The organism is Oleiphilus sp. HI0043 (genome assembly GCF_001634935.1).
On record NZ_LWEY01001311.1, the window covers coordinates 1 to 23799 of the forward strand.

Annotated in this window: 23 protein-coding genes; 9 read left to right on the forward strand and 14 right to left on the reverse strand. The window is 45.2% G+C overall.

Features of this window, described 5'->3' with window-relative positions:
- From A3729_RS17180 to A3729_RS31740, 6 genes are all read right to left on the reverse strand, one after another.
- A partial coding sequence (locus tag A3729_RS17180; protein WP_231877458.1) for a manganese efflux pump occupies positions 1 to 427 on the reverse strand: 427 nt, incomplete at its 3' end.
- A 103-nt stretch (positions 428 to 530) separates the two neighbouring features.
- Entirely contained in the window at positions 531 to 1193 is a 663-nt protein-coding gene (locus tag A3729_RS17185; protein WP_068554525.1) for a plastocyanin/azurin family copper-binding protein, read from the reverse strand.
- A 20-nt stretch (positions 1194 to 1213) separates the two neighbouring features.
- Positions 1214 to 4378 carry an efflux RND transporter permease subunit gene (locus A3729_RS17190; RefSeq protein WP_068634119.1) on the reverse strand — a complete coding sequence of 1055 codons (3165 nt, stop codon included), beginning with the start codon at positions 4376 to 4378 and terminating at the stop codon, positions 1214 to 1216.
- Positions 4378 to 5982 carry an efflux RND transporter periplasmic adaptor subunit gene (locus A3729_RS17195; protein ID WP_068634120.1) on the reverse strand — a complete coding sequence of 535 codons (1605 nt, stop codon included), beginning with the start codon at positions 5980 to 5982 and terminating at the stop codon, positions 4378 to 4380. Before A3729_RS17195 ends, A3729_RS17190 begins: the two co-directional genes overlap by 1 nt.
- 19 nt (positions 5983 to 6001) lie before the next feature.
- Positions 6002 to 7351 (reverse strand): TolC family protein, encoded by a 1350-nt coding sequence (locus A3729_RS17200; protein WP_068567695.1) that lies wholly within the window; start codon positions 7349 to 7351, stop codon positions 6002 to 6004.
- Positions 7352 to 7464: 113 nt separating this feature from the next.
- Complete coding sequence (locus A3729_RS31740) at positions 7465 to 7902, reverse strand: hypothetical protein (protein WP_156490713.1); 438 nt, start codon at positions 7900 to 7902, stop codon at positions 7465 to 7467.
- A 599-nt stretch (positions 7903 to 8501) separates the two neighbouring features.
- Between A3729_RS31740 and A3729_RS17205 the strand changes: the two genes are divergently transcribed.
- Complete coding sequence (locus A3729_RS17205) at positions 8502 to 9500, forward strand: putative solute-binding protein (RefSeq protein WP_068507004.1); 999 nt, start codon at positions 8502 to 8504, stop codon at positions 9498 to 9500.
- A gap of 68 nt (positions 9501 to 9568) precedes the next feature.
- On the opposite strand, the gene A3729_RS17210 is transcribed toward A3729_RS17205, so the two are convergent.
- The 3 genes from A3729_RS17210 to A3729_RS17220 form a co-directional block, all read right to left on the reverse strand.
- On the reverse strand, positions 9569 to 11296 hold the full coding sequence (locus tag A3729_RS17210) for a bifunctional protein-serine/threonine kinase/phosphatase (protein ID WP_068554776.1): 1728 nt from the start codon (positions 11294 to 11296) through the stop codon (positions 9569 to 9571).
- A gap of 48 nt (positions 11297 to 11344) precedes the next feature.
- On the reverse strand, positions 11345 to 12157 hold the full coding sequence (locus tag A3729_RS17215; RefSeq protein ID WP_068507001.1) for a formate/nitrite transporter family protein: 813 nt from the start codon (positions 12155 to 12157) through the stop codon (positions 11345 to 11347).
- Between the two features lie 215 nt (positions 12158 to 12372).
- The gene (locus A3729_RS17220) at positions 12373 to 12717 is read right to left on the reverse strand and encodes a copper-binding protein (RefSeq protein WP_068510116.1); all 345 of its coding nucleotides are present in this window, start codon (positions 12715 to 12717) and stop codon (positions 12373 to 12375) included.
- A gap of 125 nt (positions 12718 to 12842) precedes the next feature.
- On the opposite strand from A3729_RS17220, the gene A3729_RS17225 reads away from it, so the two are divergent.
- The gene (locus A3729_RS17225; RefSeq protein ID WP_068506996.1) at positions 12843 to 13295 is read left to right on the forward strand and encodes a hypothetical protein; all 453 of its coding nucleotides are present in this window, start codon (positions 12843 to 12845) and stop codon (positions 13293 to 13295) included.
- On the opposite strand, the gene A3729_RS17230 is transcribed toward A3729_RS17225, so the two are convergent.
- Positions 13292 to 13954: an HPP family protein gene (locus A3729_RS17230; protein WP_068554771.1), complete on the reverse strand. Its 663-nt coding sequence runs from the start codon at positions 13952 to 13954 to the stop codon at positions 13292 to 13294. The two genes, A3729_RS17225 and A3729_RS17230, sit on opposite strands and share 4 nt — an antisense overlap.
- 132 nt (positions 13955 to 14086) lie before the next feature.
- Between A3729_RS17230 and A3729_RS17235 the strand changes: the two genes are divergently transcribed.
- Positions 14087 to 14386 carry a hypothetical protein gene (locus tag A3729_RS17235; RefSeq protein ID WP_068506983.1) on the forward strand — a complete coding sequence of 100 codons (300 nt, stop codon included), beginning with the start codon at positions 14087 to 14089 and terminating at the stop codon, positions 14384 to 14386.
- Between the two features lie 164 nt (positions 14387 to 14550).
- Here the strand turns inward: A3729_RS17235 and A3729_RS17240 are convergent, their stop codons facing one another.
- From A3729_RS17240 to A3729_RS17245, 3 genes are all read right to left on the reverse strand, one after another.
- Positions 14551 to 14985, reverse strand: a complete 435-nt coding sequence (locus A3729_RS17240) for a PilZ domain-containing protein (RefSeq protein WP_068506981.1) — start codon at positions 14983 to 14985, stop codon at positions 14551 to 14553.
- Between the two features lie 153 nt (positions 14986 to 15138).
- On the reverse strand, positions 15139 to 15300 hold the full coding sequence (locus tag A3729_RS30970; RefSeq protein WP_082865452.1) for a DUF2986 domain-containing protein: 162 nt from the start codon (positions 15298 to 15300) through the stop codon (positions 15139 to 15141).
- A gap of 133 nt (positions 15301 to 15433) precedes the next feature.
- Positions 15434 to 15916 (reverse strand): SCP2 domain-containing protein, encoded by a 483-nt coding sequence (locus A3729_RS17245; protein ID WP_068506978.1) that lies wholly within the window; start codon positions 15914 to 15916, stop codon positions 15434 to 15436.
- Between the two features lie 152 nt (positions 15917 to 16068).
- Here A3729_RS17245 and A3729_RS17250 point away from each other — a divergent pair, with 152 nt between their 5' ends.
- Genes A3729_RS17250 through A3729_RS17260 form a run of 3 tightly spaced genes read left to right on the forward strand, consistent with a single transcriptional unit; the run spans position 16069 to position 18878 of the window.
- Positions 16069 to 17064 carry a peptidase U32 family protein gene (locus A3729_RS17250; protein ID WP_068506974.1) on the forward strand — a complete coding sequence of 332 codons (996 nt, stop codon included), beginning with the start codon at positions 16069 to 16071 and terminating at the stop codon, positions 17062 to 17064.
- Positions 17065 to 17087: 23 nt separating this feature from the next.
- Entirely contained in the window at positions 17088 to 17984 is an 897-nt protein-coding gene (locus A3729_RS17255) for a U32 family peptidase (RefSeq protein WP_231872238.1), read from the forward strand.
- Between the two features lie 3 nt (positions 17985 to 17987).
- Complete coding sequence (locus A3729_RS17260; RefSeq protein ID WP_082865453.1) at positions 17988 to 18878, forward strand: TIGR01212 family radical SAM protein; 891 nt, start codon at positions 17988 to 17990, stop codon at positions 18876 to 18878.
- Here A3729_RS17260 and A3729_RS17265 read toward each other — a convergent pair.
- Positions 18875 to 20332: a hypothetical protein gene (locus A3729_RS17265; protein ID WP_156490714.1), complete on the reverse strand. Its 1458-nt coding sequence runs from the start codon at positions 20330 to 20332 to the stop codon at positions 18875 to 18877. The two genes, A3729_RS17260 and A3729_RS17265, sit on opposite strands and share 4 nt — an antisense overlap.
- A gap of 188 nt (positions 20333 to 20520) precedes the next feature.
- Between A3729_RS17265 and gmk the strand changes: the two genes are divergently transcribed.
- From gmk to A3729_RS17280, 3 genes are all read left to right on the forward strand, one after another.
- On the forward strand, positions 20521 to 21171 hold the full coding sequence (gmk, locus tag A3729_RS17270; RefSeq protein WP_068508644.1) for a guanylate kinase: 651 nt from the start codon (positions 20521 to 20523) through the stop codon (positions 21169 to 21171).
- 94 nt (positions 21172 to 21265) lie between these two features.
- The gene (rpoZ, locus tag A3729_RS17275) at positions 21266 to 21481 is read left to right on the forward strand and encodes a DNA-directed RNA polymerase subunit omega (protein WP_068508646.1); all 216 of its coding nucleotides are present in this window, start codon (positions 21266 to 21268) and stop codon (positions 21479 to 21481) included.
- A gap of 199 nt (positions 21482 to 21680) precedes the next feature.
- Complete coding sequence (locus tag A3729_RS17280) at positions 21681 to 23795, forward strand: bifunctional (p)ppGpp synthetase/guanosine-3',5'-bis(diphosphate) 3'-pyrophosphohydrolase (protein WP_304438931.1); 2115 nt, start codon at positions 21681 to 21683, stop codon at positions 23793 to 23795.
- Positions 23796 to 23799: the final 4 nt, after the last annotated feature.

Here is a 23799-nt window from a genome sequence, read left to right on the forward strand (position 1 = left end):
AGCTAAATAGTGCAGTGGTTATAGCTATGAAAGCACAGGCTAGAAATCCGTTAACGTTCAGCAAAGTCAAGGAAAAGCCCGCCGCCATTGCGTCGATACTGGTGGCAATACCTAGAATGAACATAGCACGATGACTTATATGAGAAGGGACATTCTCTTCACCAGTAATAAGCGCTTCATAGATCATCTTAATACCAATAATCAAAAGCAATATAAACGATACCCAGGGAGCATAGGTTTCAGCAAAAACGAGAACACCTTTACCTCCTATAAAACCAATAAGGGGCATAAGGCCCTGAAAAAGGCCGAAGTAAATAGCGCACATTGTGGCAAGCTTTAGTGTGCCGACCGTTTTTTTTGAACCTAAACCAATAGACACAGCAAACGCATCCATACTTAACGCGATTGCCAGAAGTAACAATGCCAACAAAACGAACCCTTAGTTCAACTATATTTGGGTTGAGAAGTATACAAAACCTAGATGTTAGTGTGTTAAATGGATTTCTCAACGGGATTTATATTTCTTGTTTCTATGGTCGAAACTTTACCGGGCTGTGCATTCCCGCTTGGTAATGACCCGGAATATTGCAGGCAGCCTCTACTTCCCAAGCTTCTTCGAATGTCCAGATGAGCGTTTCGGTTTTTCCAGGTGCGACAGTAATGGCATTACCACCCGGACCGTGATGCATATTCGGGTTATTCATCATCATTTTCCCGTGCTCCATATGCTCATCCTTAGTACCAATGGCGAACTCATGCGGCACTGCGCCTTTGTTGGAGATCACAAACTTAATGGTTTCACCATTTTTAATATTGAACGGTTTATGGACAAAGCGCATCGCATCGTTCGCTTCAACATTTATCACTCGGTCTACATCATTTTCTTGTCCAGGATTACCCGCCAATGACCCGCCATGGTGTCCACCATGAGCGCCATGTTCCTCTCCATGATGTCCGCCATGCATACCTTCCTTCATTTCACCGCCCATGTGACCGTGGCCTCCTGTATCGCCCATATGCTTTTCTTGCATCATTTTGTGGTGATCGTGCTGGCCATCTCCCGCTGACATATGGTTCTCGCCATGCATATGGCCTGTGCCATCATCATGACTATGATTTGCGCATGCAGCTGTGATTAGGATTGCGCTGATAGCTGCAAAGCCAGTTATTGATTTCGTTAGTGATAGTTTCATTTTCATTATCCTTTCTGTGTTTATTTTGATAGTTGTGAATCGTTTTCTGTGAGGTCACTGTTCTCTTTTTTGAGCGTTACCTGTTTCCACACATAAAAAATCGCGGGAATTAACATCAAACTCAAGGCCAAGGTGCTGATCATGCCGCCAATCATGGGCCCTGCAATACGCTGCATTACTTCAGAACCTGTGCCCGTTCCCATCATGATTGGAATTAAACCGACCATCAGAGAGAGAACCGTCATCAAGATGGGGCGCACCCGCAGCCCGGCTCCCTGCATGACAGATTCACGAATATCTTCCTTCGTTAACAAACGCATATCTCGCTTGGCGTTTTCAATGGTGGCTTGATAGGATTGATTTAAATAAACCAACATCAGTACGCCGATCTCAACAGCCACACCTGCGAGAGCGATAAAACCAACCGCAACCGCTATCGACATGTTGTAATCCAGCCAATACATCAACCAAAGCCCTCCGATTAACGAAAATGGTACGGTTCCCATAATGATGAGTACTTCCAAAAAGTTACGGAAGCTCATGTAAAGAAGTAGCATGATGATCGCCAAGGTAAGTGGCACAACAGCTCGCAGACGTTCCTCGGCTCGTTGCATGTACTCGTATTGGCCAGACCAAGCGATGGAATAACCCGCCGGAATTTCGACTTGTTCAGAAACAATCTGTTGTGCTTCTTTGACGTATGACCCCAGATCACGCCCATCGATATCGACAAGCGTCCAACCATTTAAACGAGCATTTTCACTCTTAATTCCCGGCGGACCATCTGCGATATAAACATCAGCCACGTCAGCCAAAGCAATGTGTTGTTTTCCGGGAGTGACAATAGGCAGCAATTTCAGTTTTTGTTCGGAATCGCGATAATGTTGCGGATAACGCAGATTCACCGGATAACGCTCTAAACCTTCGATCGTTTCAGTAATATTCATGCCGCCAATCGAAGCACGCACGACTGCTTGAATATCCGCCACACTCATCCCAAAGCGTGCTGCGCGTTCACGGTCAATATCAATCTTTACATAGCGACCACCGGCGACGCGTTCAGAGTACACCGATGCCGTACCTTCCACTTCAGGTAAAACTTCTTCTAATCGTTTACCGATTTTCTCGATCTCAGACAAACTCGGGCCGGCGATCTTAATGCCTACAGGCGTTTTAATACCCGTTGATAGCATGTCGATTCGCGTTTTGATTGGCATGACCCAGGCATTCGTCAAACCAGGGAATTTAACCAAACTATCAAACTCCTGGCGTAGGCTTTCTGTCGTCACGCCAGCCCGCCATTCACTTCGCGGTTTAAGTTGAATGAATGTTTCGATCATCGTGAGCGGTGCTGGGTCAGTCGCTGTTTCGGCACGCCCGACTTTACCGAAAACAGACTCGACCTCTGGTACGGTTTTGATCAACTTATCGGTTTGTTGGAGTAGCTCTCTCGCCTTGCCGACTGATACACCGGCATATGTTGTAGGCATATACATCAAGTCACCTTCGTCCAATGGTGGCATGAATTCGCTTCCTAGCTTAGTCGCTGGCCATAAACCAACCACTAAGACAACAGCAGAAAACAAAAGAGTCGTTTTAGGAAAAGCCAACACACCTTTGATCACTGGTTTATACATGGCAATCATCAAGCGGTTAATCGGGTTTTTATGTTCAGGCGTCACTTTTCCACGAATAAAGTAGCCCATCAACACTGGCACGAGTGTAATAGCAAGACCTGCGGCAGCTGCCATCGCATAGGTTTTAGTGAACGCCAGGGGTGAAAACAACTTGCCTTCTTGTGCTTCAAGAGTGAACACAGGCAGAAAGCTGGCTGTAATAATCAACAAAGAGAAGAATAAAGGTGGCCCGACTTCAGATGCAGCCTGGGTAATCACCTGCCAACGGTTTTCATCTGTCAGCTCTGTTTTTTCCATATGCTTATGAACGTTTTCAATCATGACGATGGCGCCATCAACCATCGCACCGATCGCAATCGCGATTCCACCCAGAGACATAATATTGGCGTTCAAACCTTGCTGATACATGATGATAAAGGCCGTGAGAATACCCACAGGCAAGCTAACCAGTACAACCAGAGATGAACGGAAATGAAATAGGAAAAGCGCACAAATAATAGTTACGACGATAAACTCTTCTAATAGCTTTTCGTAGAGGTTATCGATTGCTCGACTAATCAGGCTTGAACGATCATAGGTTGTTACAACCTCTACTCCGTCAGGCAGGCCTTTCTTCAAACTCTCCAATTTTGCTTTCACATTATCAATAACGCTTTGTGCATTCTCGCCAAAGCGCATCACTACAACACCACCGACCACTTCACCTTCGCCGTTCAATTCAGCGATGCCGCGTCGCATCTGTGGACCCAATTCAATCTTGGCAATATCTTTCAAAAGCAGTGGCGTGTTATTAGCGTTTATACCGAGTGGAATATTTTTAATATCATCTACACTTTGCAAGTAGCCGCTAACGCGCACCATGTACTCTGCTTCAGCCATCTCGATAACAGAAGCACCGGTTTCCTGGTTGGCCTTTTTAATTGCCATGCCAACATGGGCTAAAGGAATGTCGTAAGAGCGGAGTAGGTTCGGATCAACTTCAATTTGGTACTGACGCACCATACCGCCTATTGTCGCTACTTCAGAAACGCCCGGAACCGTTTGCAACTCATACTTCAAGAACCAATCCTGAATGCTACGTAGCTCCGCTAAGTCATGTTGACCCGTTTTATCTACTAGCGCATAGAGATATACCCAGCCAACACCCGTTGCGTCAGGTCCCAATTGTGGTTTAGCAGATGCAGGTAACGAGCCGGACACTTGATTGAGGTATTCCAGAACCCTAGAACGCGCCCAATAAAGGTCCGTGCCATCCTCAAAGATCACATAAACATAGGAGTCACCAAAGAATGAAAAGCCCCGGACGGTAATCGCCCCCGGTACCGACAGCATCGCCGTCGTAAGCGGATAAGTTACCTGATCTTCAACGACTTGCGGTGCCTGTCCTGGGTAACTAGTTTTAATGATTACTTGCACATCAGACAGATCAGGGATTGCATCGATTGGCGTATTCTTGACAGAATACAAGCCAAACCCGATCAATATTGCCGTGCCTAATAGGACAAAAAACCGATTGTTTATCGACCACTTTATAATCGCGGCTATCATTAATGGCCTCCCGTATGATCATCTTGACCAGCATTCATTTCATCTGAGGCCATGTCATGATCCATCTGACTCGTATCACTCGCTTCTGCGCCTTTGAGCAGGCGCGTAACAACATAGTCCCAATCCCCTGTCTTTTCGATCTCAAATTGGATTGCATCGCCTTCCTTGAACTGACCGAGATCGACCTGATCTGACACCTGGAAGTCCATTTTCATCGTCGGCCATTCCCATTCTGGGATCGGGTCGTGTGTGACATTGATCATGCCCATACTCCCCATGACCTTATGAACTGTCCCCGAGGTAATCACTCTAGGACCCGCACTGCCTGTCATATCGCCATTCATCTCTTGACTCATTGCGGCTTCTTCCATACGCATTAGTTCGGCTTCGATATTTGATTCCGAATCAATCAGGAATTGCGCTGAAACAACAACGTCATCGCCATTAGACAGACCTTTAAGTATCTGTACCTTTGATTCCATTACCTCAACACCCTCCTTCATTGTCGATACGAGACCTTCCAGGCCAAGTTCTACAATGACAGATTTATAACGCCCCTCGCCCAGCGACTTCACGACTCGATTGTGATTTCCTGCTTTGATAACAGCGGATCTGGGCACCGTTGTCATGGCCTCTTGGGCCATATTCTCAACGCGTAAATTCGCCAACATATGAGGTCGCAAGGCAAAATCTGGGTTGTGTACTCGCGCTCGGAATTGCAAGGTGCGTGTTTTCTGATCAAGAGACGGATAGATGTAATTGATTATGCCGTTCCATTTGCCATCAGGTGACGAATTGAGATTTATCGCTACACTCTGACCACGTTCGATGAGATAAGCTTGTCGTTCATAGACTTCACCACGAACCCAGACGCTTTCCAGCGACCCTATCGACATCACTTCAGTCATAGGTCTGATATGCATGCCTTCACGCACGTTTAGATCAATGACAATTCCATCTTGTTCAGCCGTAAATTTCACCAATTGATCGACCTTACGTCTTTTCTTTAAATCATTGATATGACTGTCTCTCAAACCTAGCGATCGAAGGCGTGACTTTGACGCATTAATTAGGTTTCTGTTTTTGCTGCGCAATGCTGCTAGGTATTCTTCCTGCGCATTGACCAGCTCTGGACTATAAAGCTCAAACAGTGTTTGACCTTGTTTAACCGGATCACCACTAGCAGCAACGTTCAACCGTTCAATCCAACCCTCTACACGCGGGTGAATATGAGAGATTCGGCTCTCATCAAACTGGATAGTTCCTACGGTATCAATTGGCACCATAATCGCTTCGTTTTTAACCTTTGCGACTTTAACGCCGAGGTTATTCTCAACAGTGGCTGAGATCTTCACTGTATTATCATCACCGCTGTCTTCTTCATACACCGGAACTAAATCCATGCCCATCGGGGAAAGTCCAGGCCCATCTCGACGATAGTTTTTATCCATCGGAGCTACCCAGTACACTGGTTTCTTCTCGTTACTGTCGGCGGAGGACAACTCTCCATCACTCATTGTCCCCTGCATGAGTTGAGGGCCGAAAAAGGTCCCCAAGGCCAAACCAATAGCTAGGACAGTAATGGCTAAAATAAATTGCTTCATGTGTTGATTCTCCTTAGCTTTAGTTCAGCCAATAATTAATACGAGATAGAATAATTTGTTCATTCACAAGCAAGCGCAAACGCTGCACTTTTGCGCTTTGTTCCTTCAGAAACAGCTCAGATACGATGCGGAAATTGCCCTTATCTGACTCGTAGCTATGCATGGCGCTGTGCTTCTGCTTGCCTAATGTGGTTAATATTTTTTCTTCATAAAGCACACGTTGATCGCGGGTGATGTCATATTGGTTGGCGAGATCTTTCAACGTAAAGCGAGCTTGCTCTAATGCTTCTGAACGCTCCAACTCAATAGCTGCCTGACGATGCTTAGCCGCGCTGATCTGGCTGGATTGCTGACCTCGATTGAAAAAGGGGTACTGAACACTCACACCCGCTGAAAAGAAGTCGGCACGAGAAGACCCATCCATATTGTCGCCACTTCTCATGCCGTAGCTTAGCTCCACACCATAAGAGGGCTCCAAAGACTGCTCGGTCAAATTCACTTTGCTTTTTGCAATGTTAATTTTCTGATTTATCAAACGAATTTTTGGATGGTTTTGTAAGGAAGAAACAAGGTCGTTTGATTTAGCCAAAGTCAGTGTTGAAGTATCAAAAGATTCCAATTTCTTTGGCAATTGAGTACTCGTCAGCGTTTCGTTAGCGAGGGTATTAAGGCTATCCAGATTCTTTTGAAAACTTCGTCTTGCTTTGATCAAACGCTCTTCTAACTTGATGAGTTCGAGTTCCGCGCCAATCAGGTCGCTCTGATCCTTACTGCCAACTTCATATAATGATTGAATGAATTCATGTATTTGCTCTAGAAATACACGGTCTTCCGAAATGAGTTCAATGTTCTGCTGCCAAAACCAAGCTTCTAACCAAGCTTTTTCAATGCTTTGTTTACGCCCTATCCAGTAAGCTTCCTGCTTGACGGTCTGAAGACCCACTTTCTCCTGGTTAATATCTTCGCGCAGCGATAAGGTGTCGCCTTTGGGGAACATTTGTCTGACGCCTACCCGTAATTGGGTCATAGGCTCCTGATCAAATTCAAATGTGTCTGTCGGTAAGCTCTGTATCGCCGCAAACAGAGTTGGGTCTGGCAAAAAATCACTCGCTTTTGCCTCAGCTTCAAAAGCCTTCGCCTGAATACCCAGGGACTTTAGCCTGAAATCATTGGCGCGAGCTCTAGTGAGCACATCAGATAGGGAAAGCAAGCCTCCTTGCTCAGACTGAGCTTGAACTAACTTAGTCGTTTGCAAGGTTCCATTGCTTTCTTCCGAGGCATGGACAGATAAAAAACTTGAAGCAACGAGCAAACCAGAATAAATATACATTAAACGTGACAAGACACGTTTTGTTTTAAAGCGAAACATAAGACAAGGTCCAAAGCTATTTAGCGAGCCCAAGGGCTATAAAATTAACTAGCGATAAGTAAAACTAAAAAGCGACGGGAGCTCCGAATTTAAGGCGGAACTTCCTTAGGGTCTTATGAAATGGGAGGGGGGAAAGAAGGTAATGTCTGTGGGTTTAGATAAAATGATGCCGTAAAATTAAAGGCAACTCTATCTGTGCTGAAGGATAACGCGGAATTATGGAAAGCCGCTGATGAAGACTGACAACCAGCCTGTGCACATAAACAAGACTCATCACAACAGTCATTTGTGACTGAAGAGGTTTTATTCATCTTCATCGAGTCTTTAACGGTTTGAGCCACGGCCTCGTGGCAAGACTCGCTATCTGATGTTACCTTCATTTGTTCAACATCACTTTCAGTTGATGTCGACGCTGAATGATGAGGCATTGTGCTTTCGCTCATCAACAGAGTATTCGCCGAAGATATAATCGGAGATAGCATCATCAAAACGGCCAGCAAGACGCTTATTTGTTTTGAATACTTTTGTTTTATCTGTTTCAGAATACTCATCTTTAAAACTCTGCCACAAAAATCATAGCGCTGCAAGCGCCTTTACTAAATATCACGAAGATGCTTAAAAAGACTTAAACTGCGTTTTACACATACTTTAGGACACTAATTAATAGAGAAAGTTCAGTCTGGTTTATTGGCTTTGGATACAACGAGACTTATTCAACGCAGCATAAATATAATCTAAACCCGGTAACTACTGCTTTGTTCTCAAGGCCATAAATCTTAATCCTCGTTTAATCAGGATAACTAGGCCATTTTGACAATGGACTAAGAGGCCTGCAATTGGCACTTAGCCAACGTCAAGAAAAGCTTGATAACCTCGAATTTAAGTCTTCCATGAATACCTGTTCTTAGTGACCTCGCCAACGATCCATTACCATCAACTCAGAATAATAAATCCATGAGAAGGTTCATGCTCGCTTATGCGGCCATAGCTCATGCCAGTAACATATTAATTAGTTTAAAATATGACCTGCCTTCATTGATGTTTAATTGACCAATATCAAACCAGTCCCGACCTATCTTAAGTACGATATAGAGAGTAATTCATAAGGATTGAGCAGTACCTTACTTTAAAAATAACAAAGGGCTCTGATATGAAATACGCACTCTATACATTCTTTTCATTCGTAATATATTTATTTAGCACCTCAGCTTTCTCGCTAGAGAAGAAGTCCATCTGCACTTGGGATCCGGTGGGTACCAATGGTCCTGTGATGACTTTCTATGCTGACCTCAAACCTAAAGCTATAGCCTGGGGTATCGACCTCGAATTCAAGGCTTACACTGACGAGAAGGTTGCTTCCAATGACTTCAAAGCAGGCATTTGTGATGCCGCACACTTGAGTGCAATTCTGTCCCGCGACTATGTACCCTTTGGAGGCTCTCTTGATGCGATTGGTGGAATCATGTCGGATCAGGGGCTGAATAAAATACTGGCAACCTTAGCCAGTCCAAAGGCAGGCACCTTGATGAGTAACGGCAAATATGAAATTGTCGCCTCATTTCCCGTTGGCTCCATGTATGTATTCGTCAATGATAAATCTATTAACACAGTGCCTGACTTCAGCGGTAAAAAAATATCGGTTTTGAATGGTGACCCGCAAGCCTTCAAACTCGCCTCCCTGGCCGGTGCTTCTCCCGTTTCCACCTCTCTGGCAACCTTCTCTGGCCAGTTTAACAATGGCAATATCGATATTCTGTTAATGCCGGCATTGGCTTACAACACATTCGAGCTATACCACGGTTTAGGAGAGCAAGGTGGCATCATTGATTACCGTTTGTTTTACGGCATGCTCCAAACGGTTATCAAGAAGGAAAACTTCGCTCCAGATTTTGGCAACAAAATGCGTAAATACATGGTCTCTCGTCTCACTCAAATCCATAAGATGGTAAAAGATGCAGAAGACGAAATTCCTGCCAAGTACTGGATCAAAACAAGTGATGCATCCAAGTCTGAATTTGATACCTTTAGCCGAGATATTCGTTTGGCCCTAAAAGAAGATAGTACCTTTAACCCTAAGGCGCTGCGACTACTATGGAAAATCCGTTGTGCTGAAGACCCTAGCCGCGCGGAGTGCAGTACGCCCGAATAGCCAACAAGTAACCCAAGCCTTTGAAAACTTATACGGGCGGTTGCCCCAAATCCAACCGCCTACATTGTTTACGTCATGCTGGCTTGATAAAGCACAATAATTAGTAAAATCAACGAGCTTAGCTGCCAAAAAAGTACGGGATTACGTTCCAACAACGGTGGCTTGGCTTTATTTACGTAGACTTTACTTGGATGATTCAGCTCATAAATAAACTCGGATACTTCACCATAGCGCTTTAAGGGGTCAATATGAACCGCCTTATTAATTGCGTAGTCAAACCAGCCAGGAACATCCCGCCCCTTATCGATGGATTGGTAGCCTAGCCGCCCTAGTGAACGCCGATCTTTAATCTTTGAAATATCATTGCCGTAAGGTAGTTCGCCACTTAACATCTTGTAGGTCATGACGCCTAGAGAGAACAGATCAGACTTGCTTGTTCCGCTTTCCCCCAAAAAGTATTCCGGTGCAGTGAATTGAGCTGTCCCCATAATGCCTTCGTTTTTACTGATCACCTCAGTAATTCCGGCTACTTTTGTTGCGCCAAAATCTATAATTTTTACCGTTCCCTGGCTATCAATCATGACATTATTTGGCCTTAAGTCCTGATGCACCATCTCTTGTCGATGAAAGGCCTGAAGCCCCTTAGCAATTTGAGTAACGATCTCTCGCACTGTTTTGATGTCCGGTTTAGGGTTATCCAGCATCCATTGTGCAAGCGTCTGCCCTTCAATATATTCGTACACTAAATAAATAAAATTACGCTTTCTATCAGGTTCAATTGCTTTCAAAACATGAGCATTGCTCACCCTTTTTGCAATCCACTCTTCCATCAAGAAGCTTTCCAAGTAATCCGGGTTATTTCTCATTTCTGTGGAAGGTGTTTTTATCACCACCTTCTTTTTTGTTTGTTGGTCTTCTGCTAGAAATACATGGCTACGACTACTGATATAGATATCACGTAGAATCATGTATCCATCAAACTCTTTACGAGCCTCTAATCTGGGGGCAGGAGGCAGCTGAGTAAGCTGCTGTTGTAACTCACTTAACTCTCGCGCCGGTAAACTATCGATGCTCACGATCTGCAAAGTTAAATTGTCATCGCTGCCCGCTGCCAGGGCTTCATTAACCAACTCTTTTGCCAAACTATCTGGTACTTTCCCTGTCTCCTCAAAAGCTCTCGTAATCGTATTCGCCAAATGCTTTTCAGTAAGAAACTCATACACCCCGTCAGTAGCAAGAATAAAGATATCTCCCTCACTTAGAGGAAGCGCTCGATAGTCCATTTCCAAAGTGTCATGAACGCCCAATGCGCGGGTCAGGTAACTCGTTTCTGCATCAACGACATGTCGATGATCCTTGGTTAGTTGCTCAAGGTTATTGTCAGCAAGCCTGTAGATACGTGAATCACCAGAGTGAAAGCAATAAGCAGTGTTCGACTTAATAACAAGCGAACTAAAGGTACAGATATAGCCTTTGTCTTTATTAAAGCGATGCGGGCTATTTTGGGTCTGCGCGAACAGCCAGGAGTTAGCTGCTTTAAGAACCCGTTGAGCAGAGGTCTTCACAGACCAGGAGTCTGATGTGCTGTAGTAGTCCTGTATAAAACCTTTAACCGCGGTTTCACTCGCAATCTGGCTTACATTGCTGCTACTAATACCGTCAGCCAAAGCGACCACCAGCCCTTTGGACGCGAGCAAAGGCTCTTCCGGGGCATAGGCTGCATGGAAGTCCTGATTCAGGTCTTTCTTTCCTGCAGTTGAATACTGACTAACAGATACTTTAAGTTGTTTAGACATAAAAAACCCCGCCATTTCTGGCGGGGCTCCTATTATATTATTTTAGTATTAAGCGACCTTACGCTCTGGATTAGTCCTAACATGCGTCCAGTATAGTGGCAGACCTACTAGTAAGAAGCCGCCAGCAAGGTTACCCAAAGCTGTTGGGATTTCGTTCCATACGAAGTACTCGTATAAACCAAAGTCACCGCCCATGATCATAGAGAATGGGAATAGGAACATGTTTACAATAGAGTGTTCAAAGCCCATAAAGAAGAAGAGCATTACCGGCATCCACATTGCAATGATCTTACTCGTTGCAGAGGTTGAAATCATTGCACCGACAACACCCATCGATACCATCCAGTTACACAGCATGCCACGAATAAATATCGTGAACCAGCCATCAGCACCATGCGCTTGATAACCCAGTGTTCTTGACTCACCAATGGTGCTCACTTTAGCTGCCAAGGCACCGCCGTCAGTGTTGTAACCATAAGTTAGAATAAACGAAGCAAAGAAAGCTGTGGTCAGTGCGCCACCAAAGTTACCAAGGAAAACCAAGCCCCAGTTTCTCAACATTTGCGGCACGGTACAGCCATTACGTTTATCAAGTATTGATAGCGGCACTAGCGTGAACACACCGGTTAACAAATCGAACTTCATCAAATAGAGCATGATAAAGCCGACAGGGAATAAAAGTGAGCCAACTAATAAACTGCCTGTTTTCACAATAACAGTAATAGCAAAGAATGCGGCGAGCCCTAGAATTGCACCCGCCATGAATGCACGTACTAACGTATCTTTGGTGGACATGAAAATTTTCTGTTCACCTGAATCAACCATTTTGGTGGCGAATTCACTCGGTTCGATATAGGCCATAATTAATCTCTCTTAGATTAGGTTTAAAAATTTACATAATCTGAGAGAGCATAGCTCGGGCCGTTTTTAGACTTCACATTAAATAACAATTACTTATATTCGTAATCACTGAAATCTATATACCTATAAGTGAATAAGTTAGGCTCACTTATAGAGAGCAAAACATGGCTTTGTTTAGTTTTGGTGCGATAGTTGACGCTGAAGCGAGATCTCACTTACTTTCTGATTTCCACATATTTCAGCCGATGCAAACCCTTTTCATCCAGCTCCAGTATAAAGCTAACCTTATCACCCGCCTTGAATGGCTCAAGTGACAAAGACTCACTAACTCTGAAAGTCATCAACATAGGGGCCCAATTGAGTTCGGGAATCGGCCCATGTTTGATATTCACTAAGCCCTCCTCTGCAGCAACTTGGGTAATCAAACCATAAGCTGAAACTTCCTGAATCGTTTCTCCCATTATTCCTTCTGTCGTGCCATGGCCATTATTGATTGGTTTAAGCGGTGTACTGCAGGCCGAAAGCAAGGTGATCATGCTAAGCAAGACTAATAGGCGCATAAGTGTCATCTCCGAATTTAAAGTAGCTAATTTTAGCACTATAGCCTTTAGCATCGTCCAGAGGTAGCATGTATTGGTCTATTGGCTACATAGCTTTCAATCGAGTCTGACCCCCTTGAAAAAAGATGATTAAGAAACTTAAGTTTCAGCGCCTTTTGGCGATGATTTATATCGGTGCAGCACTGGGAATCATACATTTCTGGTGGCAGTTCTTTAACGGCTCGCTCTTTTCTATCGAAGAGCTAAGAGCACTGATGCCACATTTTGAAGGCTATTACTTGTGGGAAAGAAGCTTTGTGCTGCCTGATTTAATTCTGGCCTTTGGTATGCTAGTTTCTGCCCTGCCTTTGTGGTGCAACCAATGGATGCAAAAGGGCCGAGTACTCGCAGCAGCCTGCGCCGGTGCGGCACTGTTCCTGGGGTTACTGGATTTGAGTTATGGTTTTTCGAGTGGTCTCTACCGCTTAGACCACCGTTTTGCAGGTGTCGTATTAGAAGCCGGCTTATCGATCACGGCAGTTGGCCTCTTAGGTCTAATCATTTTACTTTTTAGCCCCCAACAAGCTCGACCAGATTAAGCATCTGCTTCTAGCGACTCCTTCAGTAGTATCGTCTTCAATATATCGGGGTGGGTAACGATCCCGACAATCTGTTGATTCTCGAATACCGCTATCGCGTCCAAGCCATACTCCAACAAAGCTGGTGCTAAGTCTTCTACCTGAGTTTCTGGGTGGGTTGATAACAACGATTCGTGACAGAAGGCGTTTAGCGAGCTTTTCTGCATTTCCTCGAGGTTACCACCCTGTGGGCTCATTAGAAAAGGGACGATCTTTTTATCAGATAGCATTCCGCAATATTTCTGTTCCTCATCAAGAATGACCAGGTGATGTATTTCATACTTCTGCATAATACGCCAGGCATCTTCGAGCGTCTTATCTTTGCTGATACTCAGTACCGGCGAGCTCATAATATTCTTCACTCTCCCCAAAGGGCTTCGGGCGGGCTTAACTTCTTGGTAGGCAGAAATCGCTTTCTGCTGGCTTGCACTCGGCTCCAGGGGTTTCTGCTTTGACTTTTGACGATGATCTTTAAAATCTTCGGGGTCGGTTTCAGCTTTAGAATGAACTTTCTGTATTTCAGTCAGTTCATCCGTTGGAGGAATATCACGCACCCTAAACTTACGGTCTAGTGGTGTAACGAGCCCTGTCCTTACATCGTGTACAAAAAATACGGCCATGCTGTCATGTCACCTTCATATTGGAATTCTAAGCTTATATGAATATAAATCGGCCGTTGACCTACATCAATGAGCTTTTTTTTGTAGCGCGCTATTCTGGCGTTGACTTGTAGCATAGTAGGAGTAGTGAAAATGTCTTCACATCATGAGCAAATTGAGAAATTTGCAAAGAAATTAGAAGAATGGGATTACAAAATCGACCGCATGGAGCACAGGGTAAAGGACTTGCCTGACGAGCTACGATCAATCGCACAAAATAAATATCAAAAACTGCTAGATTATCGTTCAGGACTGAAAGAAAAAGAGGAACAGCTTGTCGCGTCCTCAGAGCATGCAGTGCATGAAATTGAGAAATCCGTCGAAGAGGTCTGGGATACATTCGGACTATTATTCAAAGACGTAGAGATGGAAGTCGAAGTCGAAGGCACCTGAGCTGGTCAGAAGGTTCCAAAAAGTACGCTAGTTAGTTGAGTAAGCCGTAATACATTGTTCATTGTGTATTGCGGCTTTTTGCTTTCTGTTATACGTTTTTGATCATATTCGATGACAGGTTTGCTTCACAATACTCGCCCTGCCTGAATGTGACTCACCGCGGACTAGCGCGGAAAGCTGCCCCCATTCTTGCTAATCCATTCCTGAGAGGCCTGATTCCAGGTCACTCGCTTACCCAACTGTTCCTGCAAGTCTTTTCGATACTCGGCAATATGACATACCTGTTCGATCATACGAACTTTAAAGGCGTCATCATTGTCGAGAAACTCTACGCCCAGCTCGTATGGGCTGCCTTGCTTGTCACTTTGCTCTCGGCACCAACGAATAATTGCATTGACCTTAAATACCGGCTTAACCGAAGGTATTTTCAGCTTCACCACAGTATCTTTGAAAAATGAAACATTGGAATCAAAAGACAGACCACCCTGGCTGATATTATTAATCTCCAGATTGAGCTGCTCGCGCGTACTCAAAGGCGTAACCTGTATACCAACCTTGGACGGGTGGCGAATATAAGCTCGTGGTGCGGGTGTATTCATCGCTGCGGTACATCTCTTAGGCTAAGTACAAAATGCTAGCTGCTAACAATATGGATCGAAGTGAGACTTTTGTCACTTTTTTATAAGATGAAAAAGATTAATTTTTTGGAAGGTACACGGCCACCCAAGAAAAGGCTATAAGCCGACAATCTATTAGTCGTTTTTGATCTCAGTTAAGGTGTTTTCTTCTTCCATTACAGCCCGTTCTGCTTTGGATATATAGCGAGGTTTATCATTCTTCTTAGGCGCCAGTTTGGCATTTGCCTTCTTAAGTTTTTTCTTGAGGATGGAGTTCAGCTTCTTTTTACGATTCATCAAATCTGGCCTTTAACGATAGATAGGGGGATTCTAGTCGTTAGGAAAGCTTGGTGGAAGCTTGGTGGAAGCTTATATACCCAAAACAATGGATTACCTCCTAAGCGGACGGGCGCTATTGGAGTAAGAGTATTTAGCTAAATACTGTCACATACTCTGCAGCACTTCTTACGGCAAATAGCAGCTCTGGTGGCAAGTCATCGAGATCCAGGCTATCCATCAGGTTTTTGATCTCAAGACCCAGATCAGTGTCACCCTCAATCACCAAGTCACGCTGGAAGAACAGCGTATCCGGGTCTTCTTTTTGGGCCGCGAGCAAAATAAAGCTACGCAAACTACCGCGAATACAAACGTCCGTCTGCGCATCCTTCTGCATTAATATCTCGTTTCGAGGACCACAACTAAAGAACCAATTGATATCCGCATCGCTAATCTCGATTTTTAGCCAACGCTGTTTAAGAAAATCCATGTCACCTTGATCCAAGGCTGACTTAAAGGCCGCTTTCAGCACTCTTTTTAGCACTAAACTTTGCAGGCCAAAAGGCATATGGCGAACAGGTTTGACCAAAGTCAAAGGTAATTTTGGAAGCAGAGTTCTCGGGCTCGACAATAGCATTGTAGCTTCGCTCCTTAAAACGAGATTAGCGAACAGATATTAAAGGAAACTATATCCCGGCAAGTTGGTACATAAAATACCCACCAATAGGGATAGTGACTAGCCGGGGGATTCTTCACAATGGTCAGACGTATTATTTCGAGTATTTCTTTATGGATTTGGTCTGTCCGGCTGGCAGTTTACCAGCCTTTAAAAAAGCGGTAGATAGTGGTGCCAGTGCCGTCTATGTAGGATTTAAAGACGAAACTAATGCACGTCACTTCTCAGGCTTAAACTTCAAAGAAGAAAAGGTCTCACAAGCCTTAGCTTATGCGCGATCCAAAGGCGTTAAGTTATATATCGCGGTGAATACCTATGCCCAGCCCGAAGGTTGGAGTAAATGGCAACGAGCCGTTGATGTAGCCGCCGATATTCAGGCCGATGCGCTAATTTGTGCTGATATGGGGGTGCTGGATTACGCCACCCAAAAGCACCCCAATCTAAACCTGCACTTGTCGGTTCAGGGCTCTGGCACAAATGCTGAGTCACTAAGTTTCTACAAGCGCAATTTCAATGTTCGCCGCGCTGTGCTGCCACGCGTCTTATCACTCAAGCAGGTGGCGCAAGTTGCTAAGAAGTCGCCTATCGAATTAGAAGTCTTTGCCTTTGGTTCCTTATGCATTATGGCTGAAGGGCGCTGCTATTTATCTTCATACCTAACCGACCAATCACCCAATACTTGCGGTGCCTGTTCGCCTGCAAGCTTTGTTCGCTGGGAAGAAACAGAAGACGGCCTGGAGTCACGTTTGAACAATGTGCTAATTGACCGTTATCAGGAAGATGAAAAAGCAGGTTACCCAACCTTGTGTAAAGGCCGATTTGAAGTGGAAGGCCGTCTCTACAATGCACTCGAAGAACCAACAAGCTTGAACACAATTGGCTTAATTCCTGACTTAACAGAGATCGGCATCAAGGCTGTAAAAATTGAGGGTCGACAACGCAGCCCGGCTTATGTTGAACAGGTTGTCTCGGTTTGGCGCAAAGCTTTAGACAGCTATCAGCGCGACCCGGATAACTTTAAAGTGAAACCCCAATGGAGCAAGCCACTCGATAAAGTCTCTGAAGGCTCGCAAACCACTTTGGGCGCTTATACGCGCGCCTGGCAATAAACCCCGCAGATTTAGGGAGTAATATGATGAAATTATCACTAGGCCCAAACCTGTTTTTTTGGCCAAAACAGCGCGTTTATGACTTCTACCAAGAGATGCTCGACAGCCCTGTCGATGTTATTTATTTAGGCGAGACGGTGTGTTCTAAGCGCCGAGAATTAAAAACTGCTGAATGGCTAGAGCTAGCCAAGGAACTATCGGAATCAGGTAAAGAAGTCGTAATTTCCAGTCTGGCGTTATTAATGGCAGATTCTGAATTAAGCACCTTAAAGAATATTTGTGAAAACGCCCCGGTTCAAGTTGAAGCGAACGATATCTCTGCAGTGCAATTACTATCGCGCAAAGGAGTACCCTTTGTCTGTGGTCCTAGCACCAATATCTACAATGCACGCACTTTATCGATTATGGTCAGAAACGGTGCTCGACGTTGGGTTATGCCGGTTGAGCTCTCGGGCCATTGCTTACAAACCATTCACGACGAGGCAAGTGATCTTGGTATCCGTGAGAAGATTGAAACCGAAGTCTTCAGCTATGGCCATCTTCCTCTCGCTTACTCCGCGCGGTGTTTTACCGCACGTTACCTGGACTTACCCAAGGATGATTGTCGCTTTAGCTGCATTCACTACCCGGAAGGGCTAGAAGTAAAGAGTCAGGAGCAACAGGCCCTATTTAATATTAACGGCATCCAAACGCAGTCTTCGTCGGTTTATAACCTGCTTGCACAGGTGCCTGAAATGAAAAAATTCGATGTTGATGTCTTGCGCTTAAGCCCTCGTGCTGAGGGTATGAGTGACATCATTCGTCGCTTCCGTGATGCGCTTGATGGCCAGTCGAGTGAAATTGCGCTGAGCGATCAGGATTGCAACGGTTATTGGTTTGGCAAGCCGGGTATGGATATGCAATCAAGTCAAATGGTTTAAGTTGTGAGTGTTGTGGCTGGAAGGCCTTATCTTTCATTTGGCCAGTATATGCAACAGCGCCATGGCGAGCATGTCCATAAGCTCTCTCTCAACGCTTCCTTTACTTGTCCTAATCGAGACGGTAGCAAAGGTATTGGTGGCTGCACCTTTTGTAATAACGCATCCTTCAGCCCCAACGCCAAAGCGCCAGACTCAATTGAGTCACAAATAGCACGCGGCAAAGCGGTGATCGCCAAGCGTACCGGAGCCAAGAAATTTCTTGGCTACTTTCAGGCCTATACCAACACCTATGATGAGGCCGAAAACCTAAAGCGCTTGTATGATCGTGCTTTAGCGGTCGACGACGTCATTGGCTTGTCGATAGGGACTCGCCCTGACTGTGTTCCCGATGAGGTGCTCGAACTGCTCTTGGCTTATCAGGAGCAAGGCTATGAAATATGGTTGGAATTAGGACTACAAAGCGCTAATGATGAGTCACTCCTGCGGGTCAACCGTGGTCATGGCTGGATGGAATATGAAGATACTTGTCGGCGTGCTCGCGATATGGGGATAAAAGTATGTACGCATTTAATAGTGGGGCTTCCTGGCGAAGCAGCCCTTGATAGCCTGAAGTCCTTAGATAAAGTCTTGGCACTGGGAACAGATGGAATCAAGTTCCATCCGCTTCATATTGTAAAAGGAACGCAGCTAGCACGAGAATGGAAGAAAGGTTTGTATGAACCTGTCGCTGAGCAAGCGTATATCGATACCGTGGTCAAAATGCTTGAGCGCCTTCCTAAAAACGTAATCGTTCACCGGCTAACCGGAACAGCCTCGCAAGACATTCTGCTTGCCCCACAGTGGTGTGGGAAGAAGTGGCAAATACTCAATGCCATCAATGATCGGCTCAGTTAATGTGAGTCAAGGTGTTCTAGCAAGCGCCTTGCGGCTTCCTTAAACTCGGTATCCGGAAAGTTCTCGTCAATATAGTGCAAGAATGCACGTGCTTTTTCCGGTGTCTTGGACTTCGAAAGAATAGTCTTAGCGGCTAGTAAATATAACTTCGCCAATTCCGGGCACGAGTCAAATCGTTGGTGCGCTTCACGTGCTAACCAAAGCACCAGTTTATACTCTTTCATCTGATAAAACGCTTCAGCCAGATCGAGGCTCAGTTGAATATCGTGCACCAGGAACTTCTCTTGCTCATTGCGCAGCATTTCAAACAACTCATAAGCTGCCAACTTCTGCCCCCGACCCAGTAAGAGTTCAAAAAACAAGTGACTATGCTGTTCCAGGCGAACCAGGTCTCGGCGCTCTAGCAATAGCGTATACAGCTGATGGACTCTCAAGTCAGACCGCTTTCCCTTGCCTTTCATACTGTTTTCCAAAAGAGACAAGGCTTTGGAAAAGTCACCATCTTTGATCGCGATATCTAAGTCAGCATTGATTCGTTGTGAGCTGTCAGTTGGCGTATTGTCTTGTTCGCTCTCAAGCGCTTTGACACTGCTCACCGATGAAAAGAATTCATAACGCTTTAAGACGTAACCCAAAACCGCAAACAGGGCTATAACAAAATATGCCGTCAGCAGCACACAAACCGGAGCAAAAGCAAAGGAGGGTAATACAGGGTGAAGCAAATCTGCGATCACCAATACGCTCAAATAGCTCATCGCAAAAAATGCAATCAAGCTGACATAAGATAAGTGCATCTTTTTAATAATGCTCATCCAACTAGGTGGAGCAGATCCATGGCCGCCTTGCCGTTTATCGCTATACAGCAGCATAAGCAATACACTGGGCAGAATCGATAAAACAAGTAACGCGTAGGTTAGGGCAAGCCAGCCACTAACATAATTCAGTAAAAGTATGGGGGGCGCAAAGCAAACGATTAATAGTCCGGTAATAATCAGGCTCGTCTTAGCCTGTTTAAAATCTAAAGCCGAGGCAATTCCTGGCACCCCCCCATTAAATGAGCTTGAACCTGTCGTCGATGATAAGCGAGTCGCCTTACTATAGCTCCGCGCTACCTGCACAGAGAAGTTCACAAGCACTAGAGACAAGATACTAGCAAGTAGCAGGGCGAATATCGCATTTAAGTGCATCGCTAGTGCACTAAGGCCTAACAACAAGGAAAGCAACAAAGCGTCTGTTTTAAATGGCAGACCGAAAAAACGCTGTTGCATTGACCAAAATGGAGGCATCTCGTGACGCTTCTCAAGAAAAGACATGGGCTTTTTACAATGTGGGCACTTAGCCTTCTGCTGCCTTTCGTCACCATCGGGCATGCAAAGCTTATCGTAATGACGCTCGCATGACAGGCAATGCCAGATTGCCGGAGAAATCGGGTGATAATGACAATATTGTTTCACAGGGTGTTTATACCAACAGTATTAGCCGTTCAATAAAATTCGTCTGTAGCGCTTTATCAAGATCTACTGAGACTAAGAGATACTCTTTTTAGCTGAAATTTAGCATAATGCTCCACATCGCATTAAATATAGTTGTTTTAGCTGATGAATAACAGCCTAGACATTGCTTAGAATCTGGAGGAGAAAGAGTGGGTAGCACAGGTGAAAAGTCTAAAGAAGTTGCAAGGCAAGGGCGTTTATATGTCGTTTCAGCCCCTTCCGGAGCAGGGAAAACAAGCCTGGTAGCAGCCTTACTCGAAGCCGACTCAGGTATCGAAGTTTCAGTTTCTCATACCACTCGCCAGGCTCGTCCCGGGGAAGTCGATGGCGTTAATTATCACTTTGTCAGCATCCCCGAGTTTGAGCAGCTCATATCTGAATCTGGCTTTCTAGAGCATGCAAAAGTTTTCGATAACTACTACGGTACCTCCAAGACCTGGCTTGAGCAGCGTATGGCGCTTGGGCAAGACGTTATTCTTGAAATCGATTGGCAGGGTGCGCAGCAAGTAAGAGAACTGATGCCAGATACCGTGAGCATCTTTATCCTACCTCCATCTAAAGCCGCCTTGCGCGAACGCTTACAAGGGCGCGGCCAAGATAGTGAAGAAGTCATTGAGCGCCGCATGGCCGATGCAACCAGTGAAAGTAGCCATTATCATGAGTACGACTATCTGGTTATTAACGATCAATTTGGCGATGCATTAAGCGATCTATTGTCGATTTTTAAATCAAATCGGCTAGACACCGCCAGTCAAAGCGCGCAGCATGAAGAAATATTGACCGAGCTATTGTCTTCTTAGAGCGTTTTTCGTAGTATGTTCGGTCGTTTTTGGGTGGGACTGTAGTTCTGCCTTATTTATTGAGTAGTGCGTCTTTTCCAGAGGTGAAAATTTAATGGCTAGAGTGACCGTTGAAGATTGTTTAGATCACGTTGATAACCGTTTTGAATTGGTAATGGTTTCAACCAAGAGAGCCAGACAACTAGCAAATGGCGGCAAAGAGCCTTTCGTAGAGTGGGAAAATGACAAACCTACTGTTGTTGCCTTGCGTGAAATTGCAGAAGGTTTGATCAATGATGATGTGATCAAGCGCGAAGAGATTTCTTCTTAATCTGCTGAAAAATGAATAAATTATGTGGTTTTCTTGAGAATTACTCTTGAAAATCATCTGTTCTCACTTAAGATAGGTGAGAGCGCATAAAGCTGAATGGAAACGTTCGGCTTTTTTTTGCTTTAGAGCTTATCCCCCTCGTATTTTAAGGCACTCGTGTTTCTAGAAACATATTATTAAAGAACAGGCAGAACAGGCATTGATAGAATCACTCGAAGCGGCAGTCAGAACTTATCTGGATGACAACAAGGTCTCTATGATCTTGCAGGCTTTCGAGTGTGCTAAAGATGCACACGAAGGTCAGTACCGTCGAAGTGGCGACCCATACATCATCCATCCGGTAGCCGTTGCCAAGATCCTTGCTGGTTTGCACATGGATCACGAAACACTAATGGCCGCACTGCTTCACGATGTCATTGAAGACACCGAGGTTACCAAAGAAGAGTTAGCCGAGCAGTTTAATGATACTGTCGCTGACCTGGTCGATGGCGTAAGTAAACTGACGCAGATAGAGTTTAAGTCCAAAGCCGAAGCGCAGGCCCACAACTTCCAGAAAATGACCTTGGCGATGGCCAAAGATATTCGTGTCATTTTAGTCAAACTGGCAGACCGCCTGCACAATATGCGTACGCTGGGGCCTTTGCATGCCGAAAAGCGTCGACGCATTGCCACCGAGACCCTGGATATCTACGCGCCAATTGCCAACCGACTGGGCATCAACAGCATTCGGGTAGAGCTAGAAGACTTAGGCTTTGCCGCCATGTACCCGATGCGAGCCAAATATATTGGCCAGGCAGTGCAGAAGTTACGTGGCAATCACAATGAAATTCTTGCCGATATTCAACATTGCCTTGAAGATAAGCTCAAAGAACGCGGTATTAATGCTGAGATACTCGGTCGCGAGAAGCACCTGAACAGCATTTATAAAAAAATGAAATACCAGCATAAATCCTTCCATGAAATTATGGATGTTTATGCCTTTCGAATTATTACTGACTCTGAAGACGATTGTTATCGCGTGCTCGGAGCCGCCCACAGTTTATACAAGCCGCTGCCCTTTCGTTTTAAAGACTATATCGCCGTACCTAAAGCAAATGGCTACCAGTCTCTCCATACGACACTTTTCGGTATGCACGTTAATATCGAGATTCAGATTCGTACTAAGGATATGGAAGATTTGGCTGACTACGGTATTGCTGCACACTGGCAATATAAAGATGAGTCAGATCTCGCCTTGGCCAATCAGGCGCGTATTGATCGCTGGCTAAGCGGCCTGAAAGAACTTCGTGAACGAGCCGTTGACTCTATGGAGTTTATTGAGCACGTTAAGATCGACCTCTTCCCCGACGAGATCTATGTATTCACACCCAAAGGCGCGATTCTCGAATTACCTGCGGGGGCAACCCCAATCGACTTCGCCTATGCTATCCATACCGATATTGGTCATGCTTGTGTCGCCTGTCGCGTAAACAAACAACTTGCCCCCTTGAGCGTACCTCTACAAAGCGGGCAAACGGTTGAAGTAGTCACTGCCCCTAGCGCTAAACCAAGTAGGGCTTGGCTGAATATTGTCACAACCGGTAAAGCCAAGAGCAGCATAAGGCACTACTTGAAAGACCAACGCGAAGCCGAAAGCCTAGCGCTTGGTAAGAGCTTGCTCGATAAGTCACTCTCTGGCATTAATGTTTCCTGGAAAGATATTCCTGAAGCACAGATTCAAAAAGTTCTTGAACATAACCAAGCCGAGAGCATGGATGTACTCCTGCGCAATATCGGTTTAGGTCAGCGCATGCCGTTCATCATTGCTCGTCAATTGATGTCTGATGCAATACAAGATGAGGCTGAAAACGAAGCTCAAGATACCTCTACAGTGTCCATGATGATCAAGGGCTCAGAAGGAATGAACCTGTCTTTCGCACATTGCTGCCACCCGATCCCGGGCGACCCGATCGTAGGCTTACCTGACACAGGCTCTGGCATCACCATTCATTCCGAGGGCTGCTCAAAAATTATGAACCTAAGCAACAATCAGGTTCAAATGCACTTATCCTGGGTGAAAGATATTACCGATGAGTTTACCGTTGAATTGAAGGTAGAGCTTGAACGCCAACGCGGCATTATTGCCGAGCTAGCCGCAGCGATAACGCACGCCGAAGGTAATATCGAACGAATCGGCGTGACGGAACAAAACGCCAAACTAAGTGTTGTTAGTGTTGTGCTACATGTTCAGGGTCGACGACACCTGGCTCGAGTTATGCGCCGAATTCGCTCAATCAAAGCCGTTCTAAGGCTTACCAGAGTCATATCAAAATAAAGTG